Source organism: uncultured Phenylobacterium sp. (genome assembly GCF_902826855.1).
Taxonomy (GTDB): Bacteria; Pseudomonadota; Alphaproteobacteria; order Caulobacterales; family Caulobacteraceae; genus Phenylobacterium.
The window spans coordinates 1-16,370 of the sequence record NZ_CADEGK010000104.1 but is presented as its reverse complement, the minus strand read 5'-3'; the positions used below and the strand labels follow the sequence as shown (position 1 = coordinate 16,370).

19 protein-coding genes are annotated in these 16,370 nt (G+C 69.5%); 9 read left to right on the top strand and 10 right to left on the bottom strand.

Annotation, left to right across the window (positions count from 1 at the left end; genetic code table 11):
* Window positions 1-374, top strand: a 374-nt coding sequence (locus tag QZV94_RS14770) for an alternative oxidase (RefSeq protein WP_293678669.1), incomplete at its 5' end; no start/stop codon positions are given.
* Between the two features lie 123 nt (window positions 375-497).
* On the opposite strand, the gene QZV94_RS14765 is transcribed toward QZV94_RS14770, so the two are convergent.
* Complete coding sequence (locus tag QZV94_RS14765) at window positions 498-863, bottom strand: cytochrome c (protein ID WP_293678668.1); 366 nt, start codon at window positions 861-863, stop codon at window positions 498-500.
* 85 nt (window positions 864-948) lie between these two features.
* Window positions 949-2,514 carry an NAD(P)/FAD-dependent oxidoreductase gene (locus QZV94_RS14760; protein WP_293678667.1) on the bottom strand — a complete coding sequence of 522 codons (1,566 nt, stop codon included), beginning with the start codon at window positions 2,512-2,514 and terminating at the stop codon, window positions 949-951.
* 612 nt (window positions 2,515-3,126) lie between these two features.
* Here QZV94_RS14760 and QZV94_RS14755 point away from each other — a divergent pair.
* The 3 genes from QZV94_RS14755 (at window position 3,127) to QZV94_RS14745 (ending at window position 5,358) form a co-directional block, all read left to right on the top strand.
* Entirely contained in the window at window positions 3,127-3,468 is a 342-nt protein-coding gene (locus QZV94_RS14755; RefSeq protein ID WP_293678666.1) for a cytochrome c, read from the top strand.
* A 6-nt stretch (window positions 3,469-3,474) separates the two neighbouring features.
* Window positions 3,475-4,755 carry a SulP family inorganic anion transporter gene (locus QZV94_RS14750; RefSeq protein ID WP_293678665.1) on the top strand — a complete coding sequence of 427 codons (1,281 nt, stop codon included), beginning with the start codon at window positions 3,475-3,477 and terminating at the stop codon, window positions 4,753-4,755.
* 90 nt (window positions 4,756-4,845) lie between these two features.
* Window positions 4,846-5,358 (top strand): pyridoxamine 5'-phosphate oxidase family protein, encoded by a 513-nt coding sequence (locus QZV94_RS14745; RefSeq protein WP_293678664.1) that lies wholly within the window; start codon window positions 4,846-4,848, stop codon window positions 5,356-5,358.
* Between the two features lie 107 nt (window positions 5,359-5,465).
* On the opposite strand, the gene QZV94_RS14740 is transcribed toward QZV94_RS14745, so the two are convergent.
* The 3 genes from QZV94_RS14740 to QZV94_RS14730 are packed head-to-tail and all read right to left on the bottom strand — an operon-like array spanning window position 5,466 to window position 7,435.
* The gene (locus QZV94_RS14740; protein ID WP_293678663.1) at window positions 5,466-6,101 is read right to left on the bottom strand and encodes a sensor histidine kinase; all 636 of its coding nucleotides are present in this window, start codon (window positions 6,099-6,101) and stop codon (window positions 5,466-5,468) included.
* Window positions 6,102-6,135: 34 nt separating this feature from the next.
* Window positions 6,136-7,131, bottom strand: a complete 996-nt coding sequence (locus QZV94_RS14735) for a nucleotidyltransferase domain-containing protein (protein ID WP_293678662.1) — start codon at window positions 7,129-7,131, stop codon at window positions 6,136-6,138.
* A 4-nt stretch (window positions 7,132-7,135) separates the two neighbouring features.
* A complete protein-coding gene (locus QZV94_RS14730; protein ID WP_293678661.1) occupies window positions 7,136-7,435 on the bottom strand; it encodes a hypothetical protein in 300 nt (99 codons plus the stop codon).
* Window positions 7,436-7,625: 190 nt separating this feature from the next.
* Between QZV94_RS14730 and QZV94_RS14725 the strand changes: the two genes are divergently transcribed.
* The 4 genes from QZV94_RS14725 to QZV94_RS14710 all read left to right on the top strand — a co-directional run bounded on the left by QZV94_RS14725 (window position 7,626) and on the right by QZV94_RS14710 (window position 11,164).
* On the top strand, window positions 7,626-7,865 hold the full coding sequence (locus QZV94_RS14725) for a hypothetical protein (protein WP_293678660.1): 240 nt from the start codon (window positions 7,626-7,628) through the stop codon (window positions 7,863-7,865).
* A 79-nt stretch (window positions 7,866-7,944) separates the two neighbouring features.
* Window positions 7,945-9,288, top strand: a complete 1,344-nt coding sequence (locus QZV94_RS14720) for a L,D-transpeptidase family protein (protein WP_293678659.1) — start codon at window positions 7,945-7,947, stop codon at window positions 9,286-9,288.
* A gap of 71 nt (window positions 9,289-9,359) precedes the next feature.
* On the top strand, window positions 9,360-10,745 hold the full coding sequence (locus tag QZV94_RS14715) for a sensor histidine kinase (RefSeq protein WP_293678658.1): 1,386 nt from the start codon (window positions 9,360-9,362) through the stop codon (window positions 10,743-10,745).
* The gene (locus tag QZV94_RS14710; protein WP_293678657.1) at window positions 10,742-11,164 is read left to right on the top strand and encodes a response regulator; all 423 of its coding nucleotides are present in this window, start codon (window positions 10,742-10,744) and stop codon (window positions 11,162-11,164) included. Before QZV94_RS14715 ends, QZV94_RS14710 begins: the two co-directional genes overlap by 4 nt.
* Here the strand turns inward: QZV94_RS14710 and QZV94_RS14705 are convergent.
* The 5 genes from QZV94_RS14705 to QZV94_RS14685 form a co-directional block, all read right to left on the bottom strand.
* On the bottom strand, window positions 11,161-11,769 hold the full coding sequence (locus tag QZV94_RS14705; protein ID WP_293678656.1) for an NAD(P)H-dependent oxidoreductase: 609 nt from the start codon (window positions 11,767-11,769) through the stop codon (window positions 11,161-11,163). The two genes, QZV94_RS14710 and QZV94_RS14705, sit on opposite strands and share 4 nt — an antisense overlap.
* On the bottom strand, window positions 11,766-12,221 hold the full coding sequence (locus QZV94_RS14700; RefSeq protein WP_293678655.1) for a hypothetical protein: 456 nt from the start codon (window positions 12,219-12,221) through the stop codon (window positions 11,766-11,768). The genes QZV94_RS14705 and QZV94_RS14700 overlap by 4 nt, the downstream gene beginning before the upstream one ends.
* 7 nt (window positions 12,222-12,228) lie before the next feature.
* Window positions 12,229-12,996 (bottom strand): SDR family NAD(P)-dependent oxidoreductase, encoded by a 768-nt coding sequence (locus QZV94_RS14695; RefSeq protein WP_293678654.1) that lies wholly within the window; start codon window positions 12,994-12,996, stop codon window positions 12,229-12,231.
* 85 nt (window positions 12,997-13,081) lie between these two features.
* Window positions 13,082-13,729, bottom strand: a complete 648-nt coding sequence (locus QZV94_RS14690) for an OmpW family outer membrane protein (protein ID WP_293678653.1) — start codon at window positions 13,727-13,729, stop codon at window positions 13,082-13,084.
* Window positions 13,730-13,847: 118 nt separating this feature from the next.
* Window positions 13,848-14,978 (bottom strand): hypothetical protein, encoded by a 1,131-nt coding sequence (locus QZV94_RS14685; protein ID WP_293678652.1) that lies wholly within the window; start codon window positions 14,976-14,978, stop codon window positions 13,848-13,850.
* Between the two features lie 394 nt (window positions 14,979-15,372).
* Here QZV94_RS14685 and QZV94_RS14680 point away from each other — a divergent pair.
* The coding region (locus tag QZV94_RS14680) for a cbb3-type cytochrome c oxidase subunit I (RefSeq protein ID WP_367254501.1) at window positions 15,373-16,370 on the top strand (998 nt) is incomplete at its 3' end.

Genomic DNA, 16,370 nt, shown 5'->3' with positions numbered 1-16,370 from the left:
TCGTGGTGGTGGCCGCCCAGTGGGTCTTCTACCTGTTCTTCTTCGGCCTCTACCTCATCTCGCCCAAGACGGCCCACCGGGTCGTGGGCTACTTCGAGGAAGAGGCGGTGATCAGCTACAGCCACTACCTGGCGGAGATCGACGAAGGCCGTTCGCCCAACGTTCAAGCGCCGGCGCTCGCCATCCGCTACTGGAACCTGCCGCTTGATGCGACGCTGCGCGATGTGGTCGAGGTGGTTCGCGCAGACGAAGCGCACCACCGGGACGTGAACCATGGATTCGCTGACGAACTGGCCGGGCTTGCGGTCGCGGTGAAGACGCCCGCCGCCTGGCCGCACGAGCAGCTGCAGCCGCACTGGCGCGAGGCGGCCTGACCGCCGGAAACGCGCAAAAGAGCCTCTTCGGCCCCGGCGGAGCCCGGGGTCGACGTGCGCCTCCTATTCAGTGATCGGGTTTCGCCGAGGCCACCAGCGGTGCTCGCCGCCACCGCCGATGGGTCAGAGGGTGCGGCCCTTGACCTGGACACTGCGCAGATAGCGGACGATGGCCACCACCTCGTAAGGTTCGAACCGGAACTCCGGCATGGCGGGGTGGCCGGTCAGGATGCCGGTCGCCAGGCCCTCGCCCAACTGCTCGACGTCGAAGCGCTGGTTCAGCCGGGAGAAAGGCGGCGCGTTCGGGTCGGGACTGACGCCGCTTCGGCCGGTCCCGTGGCACATGCCGCAGTTTCGCGAGGCAAGCCGCTTGCCAAGTGCGATCGACTCCTTCTCGCTCAGAGGCGGCGGCGTGGCCTGTGCGGCGACGGACGTGGCGAACAGCAACGCCGCGCCCGCGGCGACGAGTGTGGTCCGGTAGGTTCGCATTCGAATTCCTTCCGTTCGCGAAAGCCTGCCCCAGGGGTCAAGCGCCGCCTTGATCCACGTCAACCGCGGGCCGTCTCGGGCGTCGTCAGCCGCCCGCTGCGTCGGCCAGTTGCGACGTCATCGCCTCACCGCCGGTCCGCACGACGGTCGGGCGCTTGCCCCACTCGTATGCGAATTCCGGTCCGTCGAGGTCGATGGCGGGCAGGTCCTTGCGCTCGGCCCAATAGTCCTGCGTGTGCCGCCATTCCTCAGCGTCGCCGCGGCGCGGAAGCCGGTCCATGCCACGCTGGAGGTAGCCCGGATTGAAGTTCTCGGCCTCGACCCAAGGCAGGCGGACCATGTCGCGGTCCTGGGGCCGCAGGACGACCTCGACGGCGCGGTCGCCGTTCGCGTCCATGTGGTTGAGCAGCCGGCAGACGAAGTCGGCCACGAGGTCCACCCGCAGGGTCCAACTGGCCCGGAAGTAGCCGAAGATCCAGGCGAGGTTCGGCAGGCCGGTGAACATCATCCCGCGGTAGGTGACGGTCTGCGCCGGATCGACCGGTTCGCCGTTCACGCTGAAGGCGATCTCCCCCAGTACGCTGATGTCGAAGCCGGTGGCGGTGATGATCAGGTCGGCGTCGAGCGCCTCGCCGGTCTTCAGGCGCACGCCGGTCGGGGTGAAGGTCTCGATCTCGCCGTCGGCGATCGAGGCCTTGCCGGAGAGCACGCTCTGGAACAGGTCGCCGTCGGGCACGAAGGCGATCCGCTGGCGCCATGGCAGGTAGCGCGGCGTGAAGTGCTTGGCCGTGATCTCGGGCCCCACGAAGGCGCTGACGCCGGCCAGCAGTTCGGCCTTGACGGCGTGCGGTTCCTCGAAAGCACGCTGAGTGAAGGCCGCCTGCTCCTTGAGGATCTGGCGGCGCACAATCTCATGGGTCCAGACCGGGTCGATCTCCAGCGCGTTCAAGGCGTCGGCGATGTCGTTGGCGTTGCGGCCGGGAATGAAATAGGTCGGCGAGCGCTGCAGCAAGGTGACGTGGGCGGCCTCATCCGCGATCGCCGGCAGCAGGGTGGCGGCCGTGGCGCCGGATCCGATCAGCAGGACGCGCTTGTCCTTGTAGTCGACGTCGTCGGGCCAGGTCTGCGGGTGGACGATGCGGCCCTGGTAGGCGTCCATGTTGGGCCAGTCGGGCGTGTAGCCGCGCTCGTGGCGATAGTAGCCCTGGCACATCCAGAGGAAGTTGGCTGTGAAGCGGACCTGCACGCCGATGTCGGTGCGCTCGGCCAGCACCGTCCAGAGCGCGGTAACGCTGTCCCAGTCGGCGCTCAGGATCCGGTGGCGGTAGCGAATATGCGGCGCCAGGTCGTTCTCATCGATCACCTCGCCGAGGTATCGCAGGATCTCTTCGGCCGAGGCGATCGGCGTCCCCGTCCAGGGCTTGAAGCGGTAGCCGAAGGTGTAGAGGTCGCTGTCGGAGCGAACGCCGGGATAGCGGTGGGTGCGCCAGGTGCCGCCGAAGTCCTCGAGGGCGTCCAGCACGACGAAGCTCTTCGACGGGCACTGCTCGCGCAGGTGATAGGCGGCGCCGATCCCGGAGATGCCCGCGCCGACGATGAGCACGTCGAGGTGTTCGGGGCTTGCGGCGGGGGTTCCGGTCGTGCCGTCCATGGTCGTCTCCTTGCGTTTGGCGCGACCATGCCCTGGCGGCGGGGCGGCTCGTTTGATGCAGGTCAAAGTCGATCCCGGGCGCATCCTGCGGGAGCCGGCGGTTAGGCGTGGACGCGCGCGGGAGGTCTGTGGCACTCGGAACGGGTCACGCGGGCGTGGCGGAATTGGTAGACGCAACGGACTTGGGCGAGAGCCTGGAGTGCGCCGGGGGAAACCCCGGACGTAGAACCGCTCAAACTCGGGGAACCCTGTCAGATGGGAATCCCGAGCCAAGCCCCGGAGGGATCCTTCCGGGGAAGGTGTAGAGACTAGACGGGCGGCGCCTAAAGCCTTCTGGCCAGGGCGAAGGGATAGTCCAGACCACAAACGGTCCGGATCGGATCGGCGGCGAAAGCCGAAGTGGTATGAAAATCCGTAGGGCCGCAAGGCTCGTGCCGGTTCGACCCCGGCCGCCCGCACCAGCGCGAGAGCGCCGCCGCAGCCCGAGCGACGCCGTTGCGCCTTCCCCCGGCCGCCCTTTGCGAAAGCGCAAATCCTACCGCCTTCAGAGGTGTAGGGTCGGCGTGGGTCCACCGTGGCGGCTTGCATAGAGGCAGTGAAGTGATGCGAGCCGTGGCTATCCTTCTCCTGGGCCTCTCGCTGGCGCCCGGCGCGGCGCTGGGCGCGCGTCCGACCGGCGCTGATCCGGTCGCGCGCGGGCGAAGCGTCGCCATCGAGGCCTGTGCGTCGTGCCATGCCGTCGAACGAGGCGGGGTGAGCCCAGTCGCACGGGCCCCCGGCTTTGCGACCACCGAGATGCAACATGTGGCGGGGCTGGAGGGTCGCGTTGCGGGCCTGACGCGAGCCGGTCACTACGGGATGCCGCCCGTCCAGCTGGGACCGGGGCAGATCGAAGACCTGGTGGCCTACATCGAGAGCCTGTCCGACCCGGACGCCGATCGGCGGAAGCGGTAGACGGCCATGCCCGACGGAACCGCCACCGCGCACCTCTATCGGCCGAAGCTGCTCACGACGTTTCGCGAGGGCTACCGCCTGGATGACCTTCGGGGAGACGCGGCGGCCGGCCTGACCGTCGCGGTGATCGCGCTGCCGCTGTCGATGGCCATCGCCGTCGCCTCGGGAGTGTCGCCGGACCGCGGATTGTACGCGGCGATCGTCGGCGGGTTCCTGGTCTCCGCCCTGGGTGGCAGCCGCTTCCAGATCGGGGGGCCGGCCGGCGCCTTCATCGTGCTTGTCGCCGCCACCGCTGCAAAGTTCGGGGTGTCGGGGCTGCTGACCGCCGTTCTTATGTCGGGCGCGCTGCTGACGCTGCTGGGCCTCCTGCGCCTCGGGTCGCTGGTGCGCCACATCCCGCACGCGGTAACCGTCGGCTTCACCGGCGCCATCGCCGTCACCATCCTGGCCAGCCAGCTCAAGGATCTTGGCGGCCTGCGCCTCGCCGGCGCTGAGCCGGTGCCGCTCGGTCCGAAGTTGATGGCGCTGGCGGAATCAGCCGGGACGTTCAGCCCGTTGGCCTTCGCCGTCGGCGCCGGCGTGGCGGCGCTGATCCTGGGCGTGCGCCGCTGGCGCCCAGCTTGGCCGGGCATGCTGATCGCCATCGCACTGGCCTCCATAGGCGCCTGGGCCCTGCGGCTCCCGGTGGAGACCATCGGGGACCGGTTCGGAGCGTTGCCGAGCGGGCTGCCGGTTCCGGCCCTGCCGGACCTCAGTCCCGCCGCGCTGCTGCGGCTGGCGCCGGCCGCCCTGACCTTCACCCTGCTGGGCGCGGTGGAGAGCCTGCTGTCGGCGAAGGTCGCCGACGGCATGACCGGCCGGGTGCACCGCTCGAACATGGAGCTGGTCGCCCAGGGCCTGGCCAACGTCGCCTCGGCGCTGTTCGGAGGCATCTGCGTGACCGGGACGATTGCTCGGACCGCCGCGAATGTCCGCGCTGGCGCCCGCAGCCCGGTGGCGGGCCTGCTGCACGCGGTCTTCCTGTTGCTGTTCGTGGCGGTCGCCGCGCCGCTGGCGGGCTTCATTCCCATGGCGGCGCTGGCCGGGGTGCTGTTGGTCGTGGCGTGGAACATGGCCGAGAAGGCGGAGTTCCTGCGCCTGCTGCGGGACTGGCGCACAGCTCTGGTGCTGCTGGCGACCTTCGCTGTGACCCTGGCGCACGACCTCTCGGCGGGGATCATCGCGGGCTGTCTCACGGCAGCGGCGTTGGCGCTCTTCGGACGGAGGGTGGCGGCTGAGGGACCCTGAGCCGCAGACGCTGCCGCGTCGGGGTTTGACCTCGCGCAAGGCGGCATCCCCGGCCGGAGGGGACGATCGGACCGCGAACCCGGAGGTCCCATGTCCCAGCCGCTCGAAGCCGACATTCTGGCTATCCTCGCCGAAGGCCGCGACCTGACACTCGCCACCGTGGGCGCCGATGGGGCGCCCCACGCGGTCGTGGTCAGTTACGCCAGCGGCGGCCCGACGATCTACTTCGGGTGTTCTCCGGACTCGCAGAAGGCCCGCAACCTCGCCGCCGACGACCGCGTGGCGCTGACCGTAAGCCTGCCGTACCGCGACTGGGGGGAAATCCGCGGCCTTTCGATCAGCGGCCGCGCCCGGCAGGTTCCGGCTGGCGAGGCGCAGGACGAGGTGGCCCTGCTTTTCACACGGAAGTTCAGCGAGATCGCCCAGTACGTCGCGGGGGCCGGCGACGCCGACCTGGCGTTGTTCGCGATCACGCCGGAGGTCATCGGTGTGCTCGACTACCGGCAAGGCTTCGGTCACGTCGAGCACGTCCGAGTCCTGGGCCTGCGCCCCCTGCGCCTCGCCCGGATGGCGGCGGAGGCGGTCTCCGGGGCGGGACGGTGACCAGCATCCTGGCTGCCGGGCCGCCGCCGCTCTTGTAGCAGCTATCAGGACTGTCCTCAGCCGGCGGCCTTCCTCGTCGACGTCCTATGGCGAAGGTATGTCCGGCTTCAGTGGCTGTGCGGGAACACCACCTGCACCTCGGCGCCGCCAAAAGGCACGCTGCCGAGGCGCGCGCGGCCGCCGAGTTGCTGCGCCAGCGCCTCGATCAGCCCGCGCCCGCTGTTGGGCGTGTGATCGAGGTCGGGCATGCCGATACCATTGTCGCGGATCGCCAGGGTGACGCGGCCGCCCGCTTCCGTCAGTCGCACCCAGACGTCGCCGTCGCGGCCTTCGGGGAAGGCGTGCTTGAGGGCGTTTGCGATCGCCTCGCTCACGATCATCCCCACCGGCGCCAGTTCTGCCGCAGGCAACTGCAGGGTCGGGTCGCAGGTGACATGAATCCGCCGCCCCGAACCGTCGAAGGCGGCGACCAGGGTCTCCAGGAACGGCAGGGCCAGCCCGAACCCCTGGCCGGCGGCGCGGTGCAGGGCGTCGTGCGCGCCCGCGATGGCGCTGAGCTTGTCGGCCAGGTCCTCGCCGAGTTCGCTCAGCGTCAGGCCACGCCGACGGCTGGCCGAGCGCGCATAGGACGCCAGCATCTGCAGGTGGTTCTTGATCCGGTGATCCATCTCTTCGATCACAGTGTCGCGGGTGCGCTCGCCGGCGGGCGGAAAGGCAGTTGTCTCGGCTCGGCCCGTATTCACGGGGACCTCCTGGGTTTGCAGCGGCTGCGTGCCCTCAATGGGGGCCCGCCAGCGCCACCCCGCCTTGATGCCGATCAAGGCGGGGGCGGGGCGGTCGCTCCGCCGCCTCGATCTCGCCCTCGGCCTCGCGCCGGGCCGGAGGAATCTCGGCCAGGCCCAGGGCGGCATAGATCTCCGCCTCGGTGCGCCCTGCCAGACGGCGGCGGCCGCGGTAGAGCCCGTATTCGTTGAGCTTGAGGCCGCGGGCCTGTGCGCGGCGACGCAGGGCGATATTGTGCGCCTTCGAGCCGGTGAAGTGGATCAGCATCGCCCCGAACGCGTCGGGCGCGGCGATCCGGAGATCGGCTTGCAGACCATTGGTCAGCCGCACGGTGGCCTGGGTCTCACCGCAGGTCAGCACCTCGGCTACGCCGGGCAGGGCGGTGAACCGCTGGGTGATGTCGCCTGGGGATTCGGCTGCGACCACGAGATCAATGTCGCCCACGATGGGTCGGCCACGGCGAAGGCTCCCCGCAATGGTGGCGGCCATGACCCCCGGCATCGCCTCCAGGGCCGCGTGGAGCGACCGCGCGTGGGGCGCCGCCGTCGCCGAGGGCCAGCCGTCCGCGCGGCGGGTCGCCAGGCCGGCGCGCAATCGCTGCTCGAGGGCGGGGCCGAATCCGCGAAGCCTCCGCACCGCGCCGGCGTCGAGGGCGGCGCGCAGGTCGCCTGGGCCGCGGATGCCGAGTTCGCCATGGAGGCGCCGGATCCGCTTCGGTCCGAGCCCTGGCAGGGCGAGCAGCTGCGCGAGGCCCGGCGGGAGGCGGGTCTCAGTCTCGTCGAGCCGGCGCAGCCGCCCGGTTGCGCGCGCGAGAAGCTCCCGGAGCCGCGGTCCGAGGCGCTCGGCCGTTACCGCAGCGCGGCGGTAGGCGCGGACCCGGAACGGGTTGGCGCCTTCGATCTCCAGAAGGTCCGCGAGCCGGCGGAACCGCGCTGCCACCAAGGCGCCGGGCGTGGCGGCGAGAGCTTCGGTCGGCGGCGCGGGCGCCATCGAATCAGGCGTCGTGGAGGAGCGGGGCGCTGAGGCCAGCGGCCCGCAAGCGCGAGCCCGCCGCGCGGCTGCAGACGTCGAGGCTGTCGGCCATCAACTGGGCGCCCGCCTCGAACACCGCGACCGGCGTCGCCGCGGTCGCGACGCGCGAGACATAGGCGTGCCACGCGTCGTAGGCGCAGGCCCCGGCGCTCATCAGCTCCGTCGCGGCGTTCGGGTCCCAACCCGCGAACGGTGTCGTCCAGAGGCCCATGGCCTGGGTGGCGTCGGGACGAGCTCTCGGGTCGGCGGGGTTGGCGTTCATGATGGATCTCCTTGCCCCCATCCTTGGGGTCCCTCAGGGCCCCGACCTTGACCCCGATCAAGGTTAGCGCTCGAGGCGGGTCAGGGCCCGCGCGCTCCGCCTCCGTACCCGTACCTAGGCGGCGCCCCCGAATGGCCGCGCTGGGCGAGGAGGCGCTAGCTCTGGGTCAGAGATCGAGAGGACCTCCGCGATGCTTGCCACCGACGTTCCCCATCCCGCTATCGTCGCCAGGACCGATCCGGGCCGAGACGCCGAACGCTATCTGCTGGAGATGCCGGCAGGTAGCTTGCGCTGGATCGAGGACCCCGAAGCCGCGACCGCTTTTGCCTCCATGCGCGAGGCCACCCGGATGGCAATGCGACTGCCGGCCGCTCAGCGGGCCTATGGCCTCCCGCGCGACGCCGAGCTCGCGGTCCATAAGACCCACTGAGGCGCGGGATGGCCGCGATTTCGCAGGCATCCGTCCCATGGCCCGTGGCGTGCGCCAGGGCCCTCGCCGTGCCGGCGGCATGAACCGGCGCGCGTTCAGCTTGGCGCTCCTCGCGGCCGGGGCGACGTGCGGCGGCAGGGCGCAAGCCGAGGCCTGGACGCTCACGACCTTGGAACGCGCCGCGATCGCCTCGGCGCTTGGCCTCTCGTCGGCGGCGCTGCAGAGCCTGGACGACAGCGACCTCGTGGCGCGAGTGCTGGCCGCGGCCGCGGGCGAGACTGCGCGCGTGCCGCGTCCCGCCGACCTCGAGCCGCTCTGGAGCCTTTCGCCGCCTCGCCACGACCTCAGCCAGGCGTTTGGTGCGGCGCGGACGGAAGGCCGGCTGGCGGGTTGGCTGGACACCCTTGGGCCGACCTCACCGGACAACCGGGCCCTGCGGGTCGCGCGGCCGGCCTACGCGGCGCTGGCGGCAGCGGGCGGCTGGCCGAGCGTTCCGGCGGGCGCGACCCTTCGCCCGGGAGAGCGATCCGGTGCGGTGGCCAGCCTTCGCCTCCGTCTGGCGGCGGAGGGCTACCCGCTCAAGGAAGCCGCTGAGCAGGACGCGTTCGATGCGGATCTGGAACAGGCGCTCCGCGCCTTCCAGGCGAACCACGCGATCGAGGCGGACGGCATCCTCGGCGCCGCCACGCGGCGGGAGCTGGCCGTGACCCCCGAGGTTCGCCTGGCCCAGATCGACGCCAACCTGGAACGTTGGCGCTGGCTGCCCTGGGCGATGCCCGCAGATCGCGTCGAAGTCGACACGGGCGGCCAGGACCTCACCCTCTACCGGGAACGCTCGCCCGTGCTGCAAATGCGCGCCATCGTGGGCTCACCGAAGCATCCGACGCTGATGTTCGGGTCGCGGATCGATGCGGTCGTGTTCAATCCGCCCTGGAACGTTCCGGCGTCCATCGCCCGCACCGAACTGCTGCCCGCGGAGGCCAGACGTCCCGGGCTGCTGGCGAGCCAGGGAATCCGCTGGGTGGACGGCCACCTGCAGCAGCGCCCTGGCCCGACCAACTCGCTGGGCCTCGTAAAGTTCGACATCCAGAGCCCGTTCGGCGTCTATCTCCACGACACGCCGGGCAAGGGCCTGTTCGCGAACCCGGTGCGCGCGTTCAGCCACGGCTGCATGCGCCTCCAGGATGCGCGGGGACTCGCCGCGGAGCTGCTGGCGGCGCAGGGAGGCTCCCCCGCCACCGTCGCCGCGGCGATCGCCGCCAGAGACACGCGCCGCGTCGGGCTGGCTCGGCCGATCCCGCTGTTCGTTGTGCATCGGACGGTCCGACCCGGTCCCGATGGCCGTCTGAGCTTCCACCCGGATATCTACGGCTGGGACCGTCGCCTCGCCGCTTGGCTCGCCGCGAGACGCGCTGAAAGCTGATTGGCGGGTCCGCCGGGCGTAGCCGTTGATCCCGATCAAGGCCGTGATGCGCCGAAGAGCGAGAAACGCTCATGAAGCCGCTTCGCCGCGTCGCACAGGTCCTCGAGACCGAGGGCATGCTGCCCCGCGGGCGATACGGCCGCACGAGCCGTGCGGCGCTGGCGCTGACCCTCGTGGCTGCAAGCGCCGTCACGACCGCGCTGCTCCCCGCATGGGTCGATGGCGCCATCTACGCCGTCCTGCTCTCTGGCGTGACCTTCGTTGCGCTCCTCTGTGGCCCCGGCGTAGGGTTGATCGCTGTCGGCTTGGCGGCGCTGTTCTGCGGTCTGGGTCCGGTTCCGGCGCTCGCCGGGGCGAGCCCCTGGGCGGTGGCGCTGTTCGTGGTCCTCGGACTCATCGACGTCGCGGCGATCACCTTCCTGCTCCGGTCCAATGCCCGCACGCGGGCGGCCGTTGTCCGCGCCGAGGAACTCGTCGAGCATCTTCAGGTCAGCGAGGCGCGCTTTCGCGGGCTGCTCGAAGGCGCCCCGGACGCCATCATCATCGCCGACGCTGCAGGCGGGATCGTCCTGCTGAACGCGGAGGCGGAGCGCCTGTTCGGCTACGACCGCGCCGAACTGCTCGGCCAGAACATCGGCATGCTGATGCCGGAACGGTTCCGGCTCCGCCATGCCGGGCGCATCGAGCGCTACCTCGAAAGCCCGGCGACCCGTCGGATGGGCGACGGCAACGACATGTTCGGCCGACGCAAGGACGGGTCGGAGTTCCCGATCGAGACCAACCTCAGCCCGCTCGCCAGCCACGGTGAAATGCTCGTGACGGCTGTGGTGCGCGACCTGTCCGCGCGGAAGGAAATCCACGAACGCCAATCCCTGCTCGTTCGCGAGCTGAACCATCGCGTGAAGAACGCACTCGCCAGCGTGCAGTCCATCGTCGTCCAGACCCTGCGAACCGCCTCGAGCCCCGAGGCGTTCAGCGCGGCCTTCACCGCCCGTATCGCGGCTCTGTCCCAGAGCCATGACGTGCTGACCCGCAACGACTGGTCCGGCGCTCTCGTGGAGGACATCGTGCGCGAGCAGATCAACCCCTACGGCGCGACCGATCAAGCCTTCGAGATCCGCGGGCCGCGGGTGACGCTCGGGCCTAACCGTTCGGTGACGCTAGGCATGGTGATCGGCGAACTCGCGACCAACGCAGCCAAGTTCGGCGCCCTGTCCAACGGCGGGGCGCTCGCTGTCGATTGGGACGTTGAGTCGGACGTGGCCGGGCGACGGCTCCGCCTGACCTGGCGCGAGCAGAGCCTTGCCCCGGTCTCGCCGCCCCTGCGCACGGGCTTCGGCAGTCGCCTGATCCACCGGAGCGTCGCCGCCGGGCTACGCGGCACGGCAGAACTGGACTACCGTCCGACCGGCTTGGTGGCGACGTTGGCGTTCCCGCTGCTGGCGGGGGAATCATGAGCACCCGACCATCTCCCCTCACCGGGCTCCGCATCCTCGTGGTCGACGATGAGCCGCTGGTCGCGCTGATGATCGAGGACCTGCTCGCCGACCTCGGCTGCGAGGTGGTGGGACCCGTCGCGTCGGTGGCGGACGCACTGCCGCTGGCGCAGATCGCCGGGCTTTCCGGCGCGCTGCTCGACGTCAACCTGGGCGACGAGGTCGTCTATCCGGTCGCGGAGGTTCTGCAGCGCGCCGGGATACCCTTCGCGTTCGTGACTGGCTACGCCGGCCTGGGCGTCGCCCCGGAGTTCGCCGGAGCCCCCGTCCTGCGCAAGCCGCTCGATATCTACAGATTCGAGGAGCAGGTCGTCGCGGCGCTGCTTGGGACGCACAGCCCCGGGTCCGTCTCGCTGATTGAGCCCCCGGCCTTGTCCTAGGCGACCTGCGATGGGTGCCGGCGGAAGTGGGCCGTGACGGACGTCCGGACCTTGGCCATGACGTCCTGGAACGCTTCCTCGGTGATGCCGGAAACCATGCCGCCGAAGTGGGCGTGGTCCACCACCTTGAGGCCGCAGACGCCGCCAAGATGGCTGTCGAACAGCCGCGTCAGGGCGCTGAGCGCGCCGGTGTCGCGCACCCAGAACTCCGGTGCGCCCGAGGTCGTGAAGCTGATCAGCTGGCGCCCCACGAGCGCGGGTCTGACGCCGCCGAAATCCGGCTTGAACCCGAACCCCATGCCGAACACCCGATCCACGTAACCCTTCAGTATCGCTGGCGGGGCGTTGAACCACAGCGGGTAGACGAACGCGAATACGTCGACGTCTTCCAGCAGCTCGCGTTCACGACGGACCTCGACGCTGAAGACGGGCTCTTTGGGACCGGGGATTTCCGAGGCCCGGAGGCAGGGGTTGAAGCGCATCGCATAGAGGTCGCGCACGATCACCTCGTCGCCTAGGCGCTCGACAGCCTCCCGATAGGTCCGGGCGATCGCCGCGTTCAGGCTCCTGCGGGAAGGGTGGGCAAGGATGACGGCGTGCTTCATGGCGCTCTCCCGAGTTTGCGGGCCAGCGCCCGGTGACGGCGGGCGGCGCGCCCGTCCTGAAGCTGGCGCACGGCCCAGGGCGTGAGGCCCATCGCCAACAGGCCAAGCCCCATCAGCCCGCCGCGCGTCAGGTCGTAGTCGGCGAGGATGCGATCCCAACCAAGGCCGGTCAGCCGCCCGAGAGCCACCTCGAACGCGGCGGTCAGGACCACCCACACGGCCCCAATCGCCAACGCTCCGCGCGCCGTGCGAATCCGGATCCAGTCGAGGAAGACCCAGGTGATGGCGAAGATCATGATCGCGCCCACGAGGACGGACAGCTGGCGGATCGTGAAGGTCGCCTCCGGGCTGAACAGCAGGCGACGGATGGCGCCGTGGGCGCTCTCGGCGACGATGATCACCAGCCAGACGAGGACGGCGCGGAGGAGGGCGGGGAGGCTGAAGGCGGGCATGACGGACTCACCGCGCCGTGTAGCCGCCGTCGATCACCAGCTCGGCGCCGGTGACAAACCTGGCTTCGTTTGACGCGAGGTAGACGCAGCCCCAGGCGATATCGTCGGGTTCGCCGACGTGGCCGAGGGGATGCAGCGCCGCGAGGCTGACGCGCGCCTCCGCCTCGTTTCCCATGTCTTGGACGAACCCCTCGACCATCGGTGTCCAGATGAAGCCGGGGTGGATCGAGTTCACGCGGATTCTGTCGGCGGCGTAGGTGAGGGCGTCGGTCTTGGTCATCAGCCGCACCGCGCCCTTTGAGGCGTGGTAAGGCGGCACATCGGCCGCGCTCACTAAGCCATAGATTGAACTCAGGTTGATGATGCTTCCACCACCGGCGCGGCGGAGGTGCGGGATTACGTGCTTGGTGGCGAAGAAGACGCCCTTCACGTTGACGTTCTGGACATAGTCCCACTCCGCCTCGGTGAGCTGGTCGGTGGGCTTGTTGGCGCCAACGACGCCGGCGTTGTTCACCAGGATGTCGATGCGCCCGAAGCGTTCGGCGACGGCGTTGAAAGCCTTGTCGACCTCCGCTTCCCGCGAGACGTCGAGCGGCCAGAAGCAGGCCTCGAAGCCGGCTCCCACGAGCTCGTCGACGAACGCGTTTGCCTCCGAGACCAGGACGTCGCAGATCGCGACCGCGCAGCCTTCCTCGGCCATGCGCAGGGTCGTGGCGCGCCCGATGCCGAGCGCGCCGCCGGTGATCACCGCGACCTTTCCGTTCAGCCTCCCCATGCCGGCCTCCTGCCAACGATGGGAGCAGGTTAAGACCCACTGGCGCGGTCGCATTGCGCAGGATCAAGCCCGCGCCCGCTCCCAGCTAGAATCGGTAGCCCAGTCCCGCGGACAGCACCCAGGGGTTCAGGGTCACCTTGCTCCTGATACCCGCGGTCCGGTCGACAGCATCGGTCTCGAAGAAGATCTTCTTGGCGTCGAGGTTGACGGCCCAGCGGTCGCCGGTCGCGATGTCCACGCCGGCCTGCAGCGCCGCGCCGAAGCCGTCGTCCAGCTTGACGTGGAAGCCGTTCTTGTTGGAGCCGCTGTAGAACAGCATGTAGTTCACGCCGGCGCCGACGTACGGGCTGACCCGCGCGGCGGGCGCGAAGTGGTACTGCAGCGTCACGACCGGCGGCAGGACCCAGGTCTCCTTCACCTTCACGTCGGTGGCCGGCCCCTTGGCCCGCACGGAGTGCTGCGTCGTGCCGGCGATGACCTCGACCGCGACGTGGTCGCTCAGGAAGTAGCTGAGGCCCACCGTCGGCATGACGTCGTAGCTGACCTTCGAGCGGAGGCCCGTCGGCGCGCCCGCGAGGGTCACGATTGGGTCGCTACCCGTCGGCGTCACGTCGGTTATCCGCACGTTGAGGACGAGGTCGCCCTTTGCCTTCGGTTGGAAGTCTTGAGCCTGGGCCGCACCGGCCGCCGCGAGCGCGGCGACAACCGCCGCGGACCCGAGAGTCTTGATCATGAGTATCCCCTTTGTTGGCGACCTGGGTCGCGGGGAGAGCGTCCCATACGCGATGGAGCGCGGCTTTGATCCGGCTCAAGATTTCGAAGTTGAAGTACAGCGACGCGGCGGGTTCAGGTCACGCCAGGTGCACGTCCCGCGCTGGGACGAAGGTCAGCCCGTCTTCGAAATCGAGGAAGATGTCCATCAGCTCGTCGGCGTCGACCATCGCCGAGCGCCCGGGCGGGAAGCGGTAGCGCCAGAAGCTGACGATGTGCTGCACGGCGCCGCACTGTTCGCCCAGCGCCGTGAACATGTCCGGCGCGGCCAGCAGGAAGTCGCGAAACGCCGCAGGCTGGCCATCCAAGGTCAGGGACCCATAGGCGTCGTCGTAGACCGCGAGCATCCTGTTCACCCCTTCCAGAGCGGTGGTCACGGCCGCCTCGATCCGAAGCCGTGCGTCCGGCAGGTAGCGCGTGGTGTCAGGGGTGCGCGCGCCCCGCGGCTGCAGGGCGGTCAACTCGACCATGACACGGGCCAGTTGCGGGGTCAGTTCGGTGAGGACCCATTTGTAGTAGAGGAAGCCCCGCCAGCAGAAGACGCCGTCCTGATAATCCGTGTCGCTGAGGCGCAGTGTGTCTTTCAGTGGTGCGAAGCTGTCGTCGGCCGAATTGGACAGCAGCTTCTCCACCAGCTTGGAGGCGGCCTGGACTCCGGCTCCTTCGCCGCCTGCCGAGAGGGTGACGAGCGCCATGACCTCCTGTCGTACGAAGTCGTACATGCGCTGGATGTCCGCGTCGGTAATGGCGAAGTAGGCGCGGGCGGGCTCGAAGCCGTGGCGCTTCAGGTGTTCGCGCAGCAGGAAGGGGTCCAGCGACGGCAGGCCGTCGATCAGGTCCAGGATCTGACGGTCCCCAGAACCCGGGTTCAGGGCGTTGCCGAAGACTTCAGCGGCGGTCTCGTCGAAATCCTTCTGCCCCACCATCAAGACCCGCGCTCCGACCTTCAGGTCGGCGGCATCCATCGGGGCGAGGATCTTGGTGACGGTGGCGGCCGGTCGGACGAACAGGTCGCGCTCATACGGTCGCAACCGGTGCTTGATGATGATCGCATGGTTGAGCAGCCGGTTGTGGAAGAACGGCTCCGCCTGGAGCGAGCCGTCGGCGCCGTGTCTGCGGTGGGTCGCGGCCAAGTTCAGCACGCGCGCGGTCGATGCTGACTTCTCCAGAGCGATCAGGCTGCGGACCGTCCGGTCCTGGGACGGCCTCACCAGCGCGCGCGCGCGACCGCCCGCGCCAGAGGGGGCCGCGGACGGGCAAGGGCGGCGGCGAATGCGGCGAGTCCCGCCAGGGCAAGACTCGCCGCCCCGAGGCACCAGGCACAATGGGAAGCAGCGCCGGCGCCGCAAACAATTCCCAAGTCGGACATGTGGGCGCGAGCCAGGTCAGCCGCTAATGCCGCACTGGCCACCAGGACGACGCCCGTGAGGGCCGTCAGGACGCGAGCGGCCTGTTGCTCGCGGGTTAGGGCCGGGTGTGGGCGGGTCTTGGTCTGCATAGGCGCAAGGTCGCCTCGCGCCGATCCGGCCGCCTTGAGGCAAATCAAGGCGGCTGCTTCCGTTCCCCCCCAGAACCCCGGTGACTTTCAACCGACCCATGGGTTCCATGACTCAGGCCACAGCCCGAAGCGATGGCGCGCCGTTTGACGCGATCATCCTCTACACCTTCACCGGCCTCGCGGCCTTCGGCGCGCTGATCGCCACAGCCTTCAGTCCGGACCCCGCCTTCCGCTTCGCCGGTTGGACGATGTTCGCAGGCTTCCTGGCCGGCTTCGTGGCCATGAGCATGGGCTTAGGCAACGATCGCCTGCGCGCCAACCCGAGCCGCTACGCCGACGGCGTCGTCCGCGCCGGGGTGATCGCCACCATGTTCTGGGCCATCGCGGGGCTCGCCGCGGGCGCCCTCGCGGCGGCACAGCTAAGCTGGCCGGAGATCTTCTACTTCCCCGACGCACCCTGGCTGAACTTCGGGCGTCTGCGGCCGCTCCACACCTCCGCGGTGGTGTTCGCTTTCGGCGGCAACGCGTTGATCTGCACGTCCTTCTACGTGGTGCAGCGGACCTGCAAGGCGCGCCTCGCGGGCGGGGTGGCCCCCTGGTTCGTATTCTGGGGCTACCAGCTCTTCATCGTCCTGGCGGCGACCGGCTATCTGGCCGGCATCACCCAGAGCCGCGAATACGCCGAGCCCGAGTGGTACGTCGACATCTGGCTGACCATCGTCTGGGTCGCCTACCTGCTGGTGTTCCTGGGCACGCTGTGGAAGCGGAAGGAGCCGCACATCTATGTGGCCAACTGGTTCTACCTGGCCTTCATCGTCACCATCGCGATCCTGCACCTGGTGAACAACGCCGCCGTCCCCGTGGGACTGCTCGAAGCCAAGAGTTACTCGGCCTTCGCGGGCGTCCAGGACGCCCTGATCCAGTGGTGGTACGGCCACAACGCCGTGGGCTTCTTCCTCACCGCCGGCTTCCTGGCGATGATGTACTACTTCGTGCCGAAGCGGGTTGAGCGGCCGATCTATTCGTACCGCCTGTCCATCGTGCACTTCTGGTCACTGATCTTCATCTACATCTGGGCGGGTCCGCACCACCTCCACTACACGGC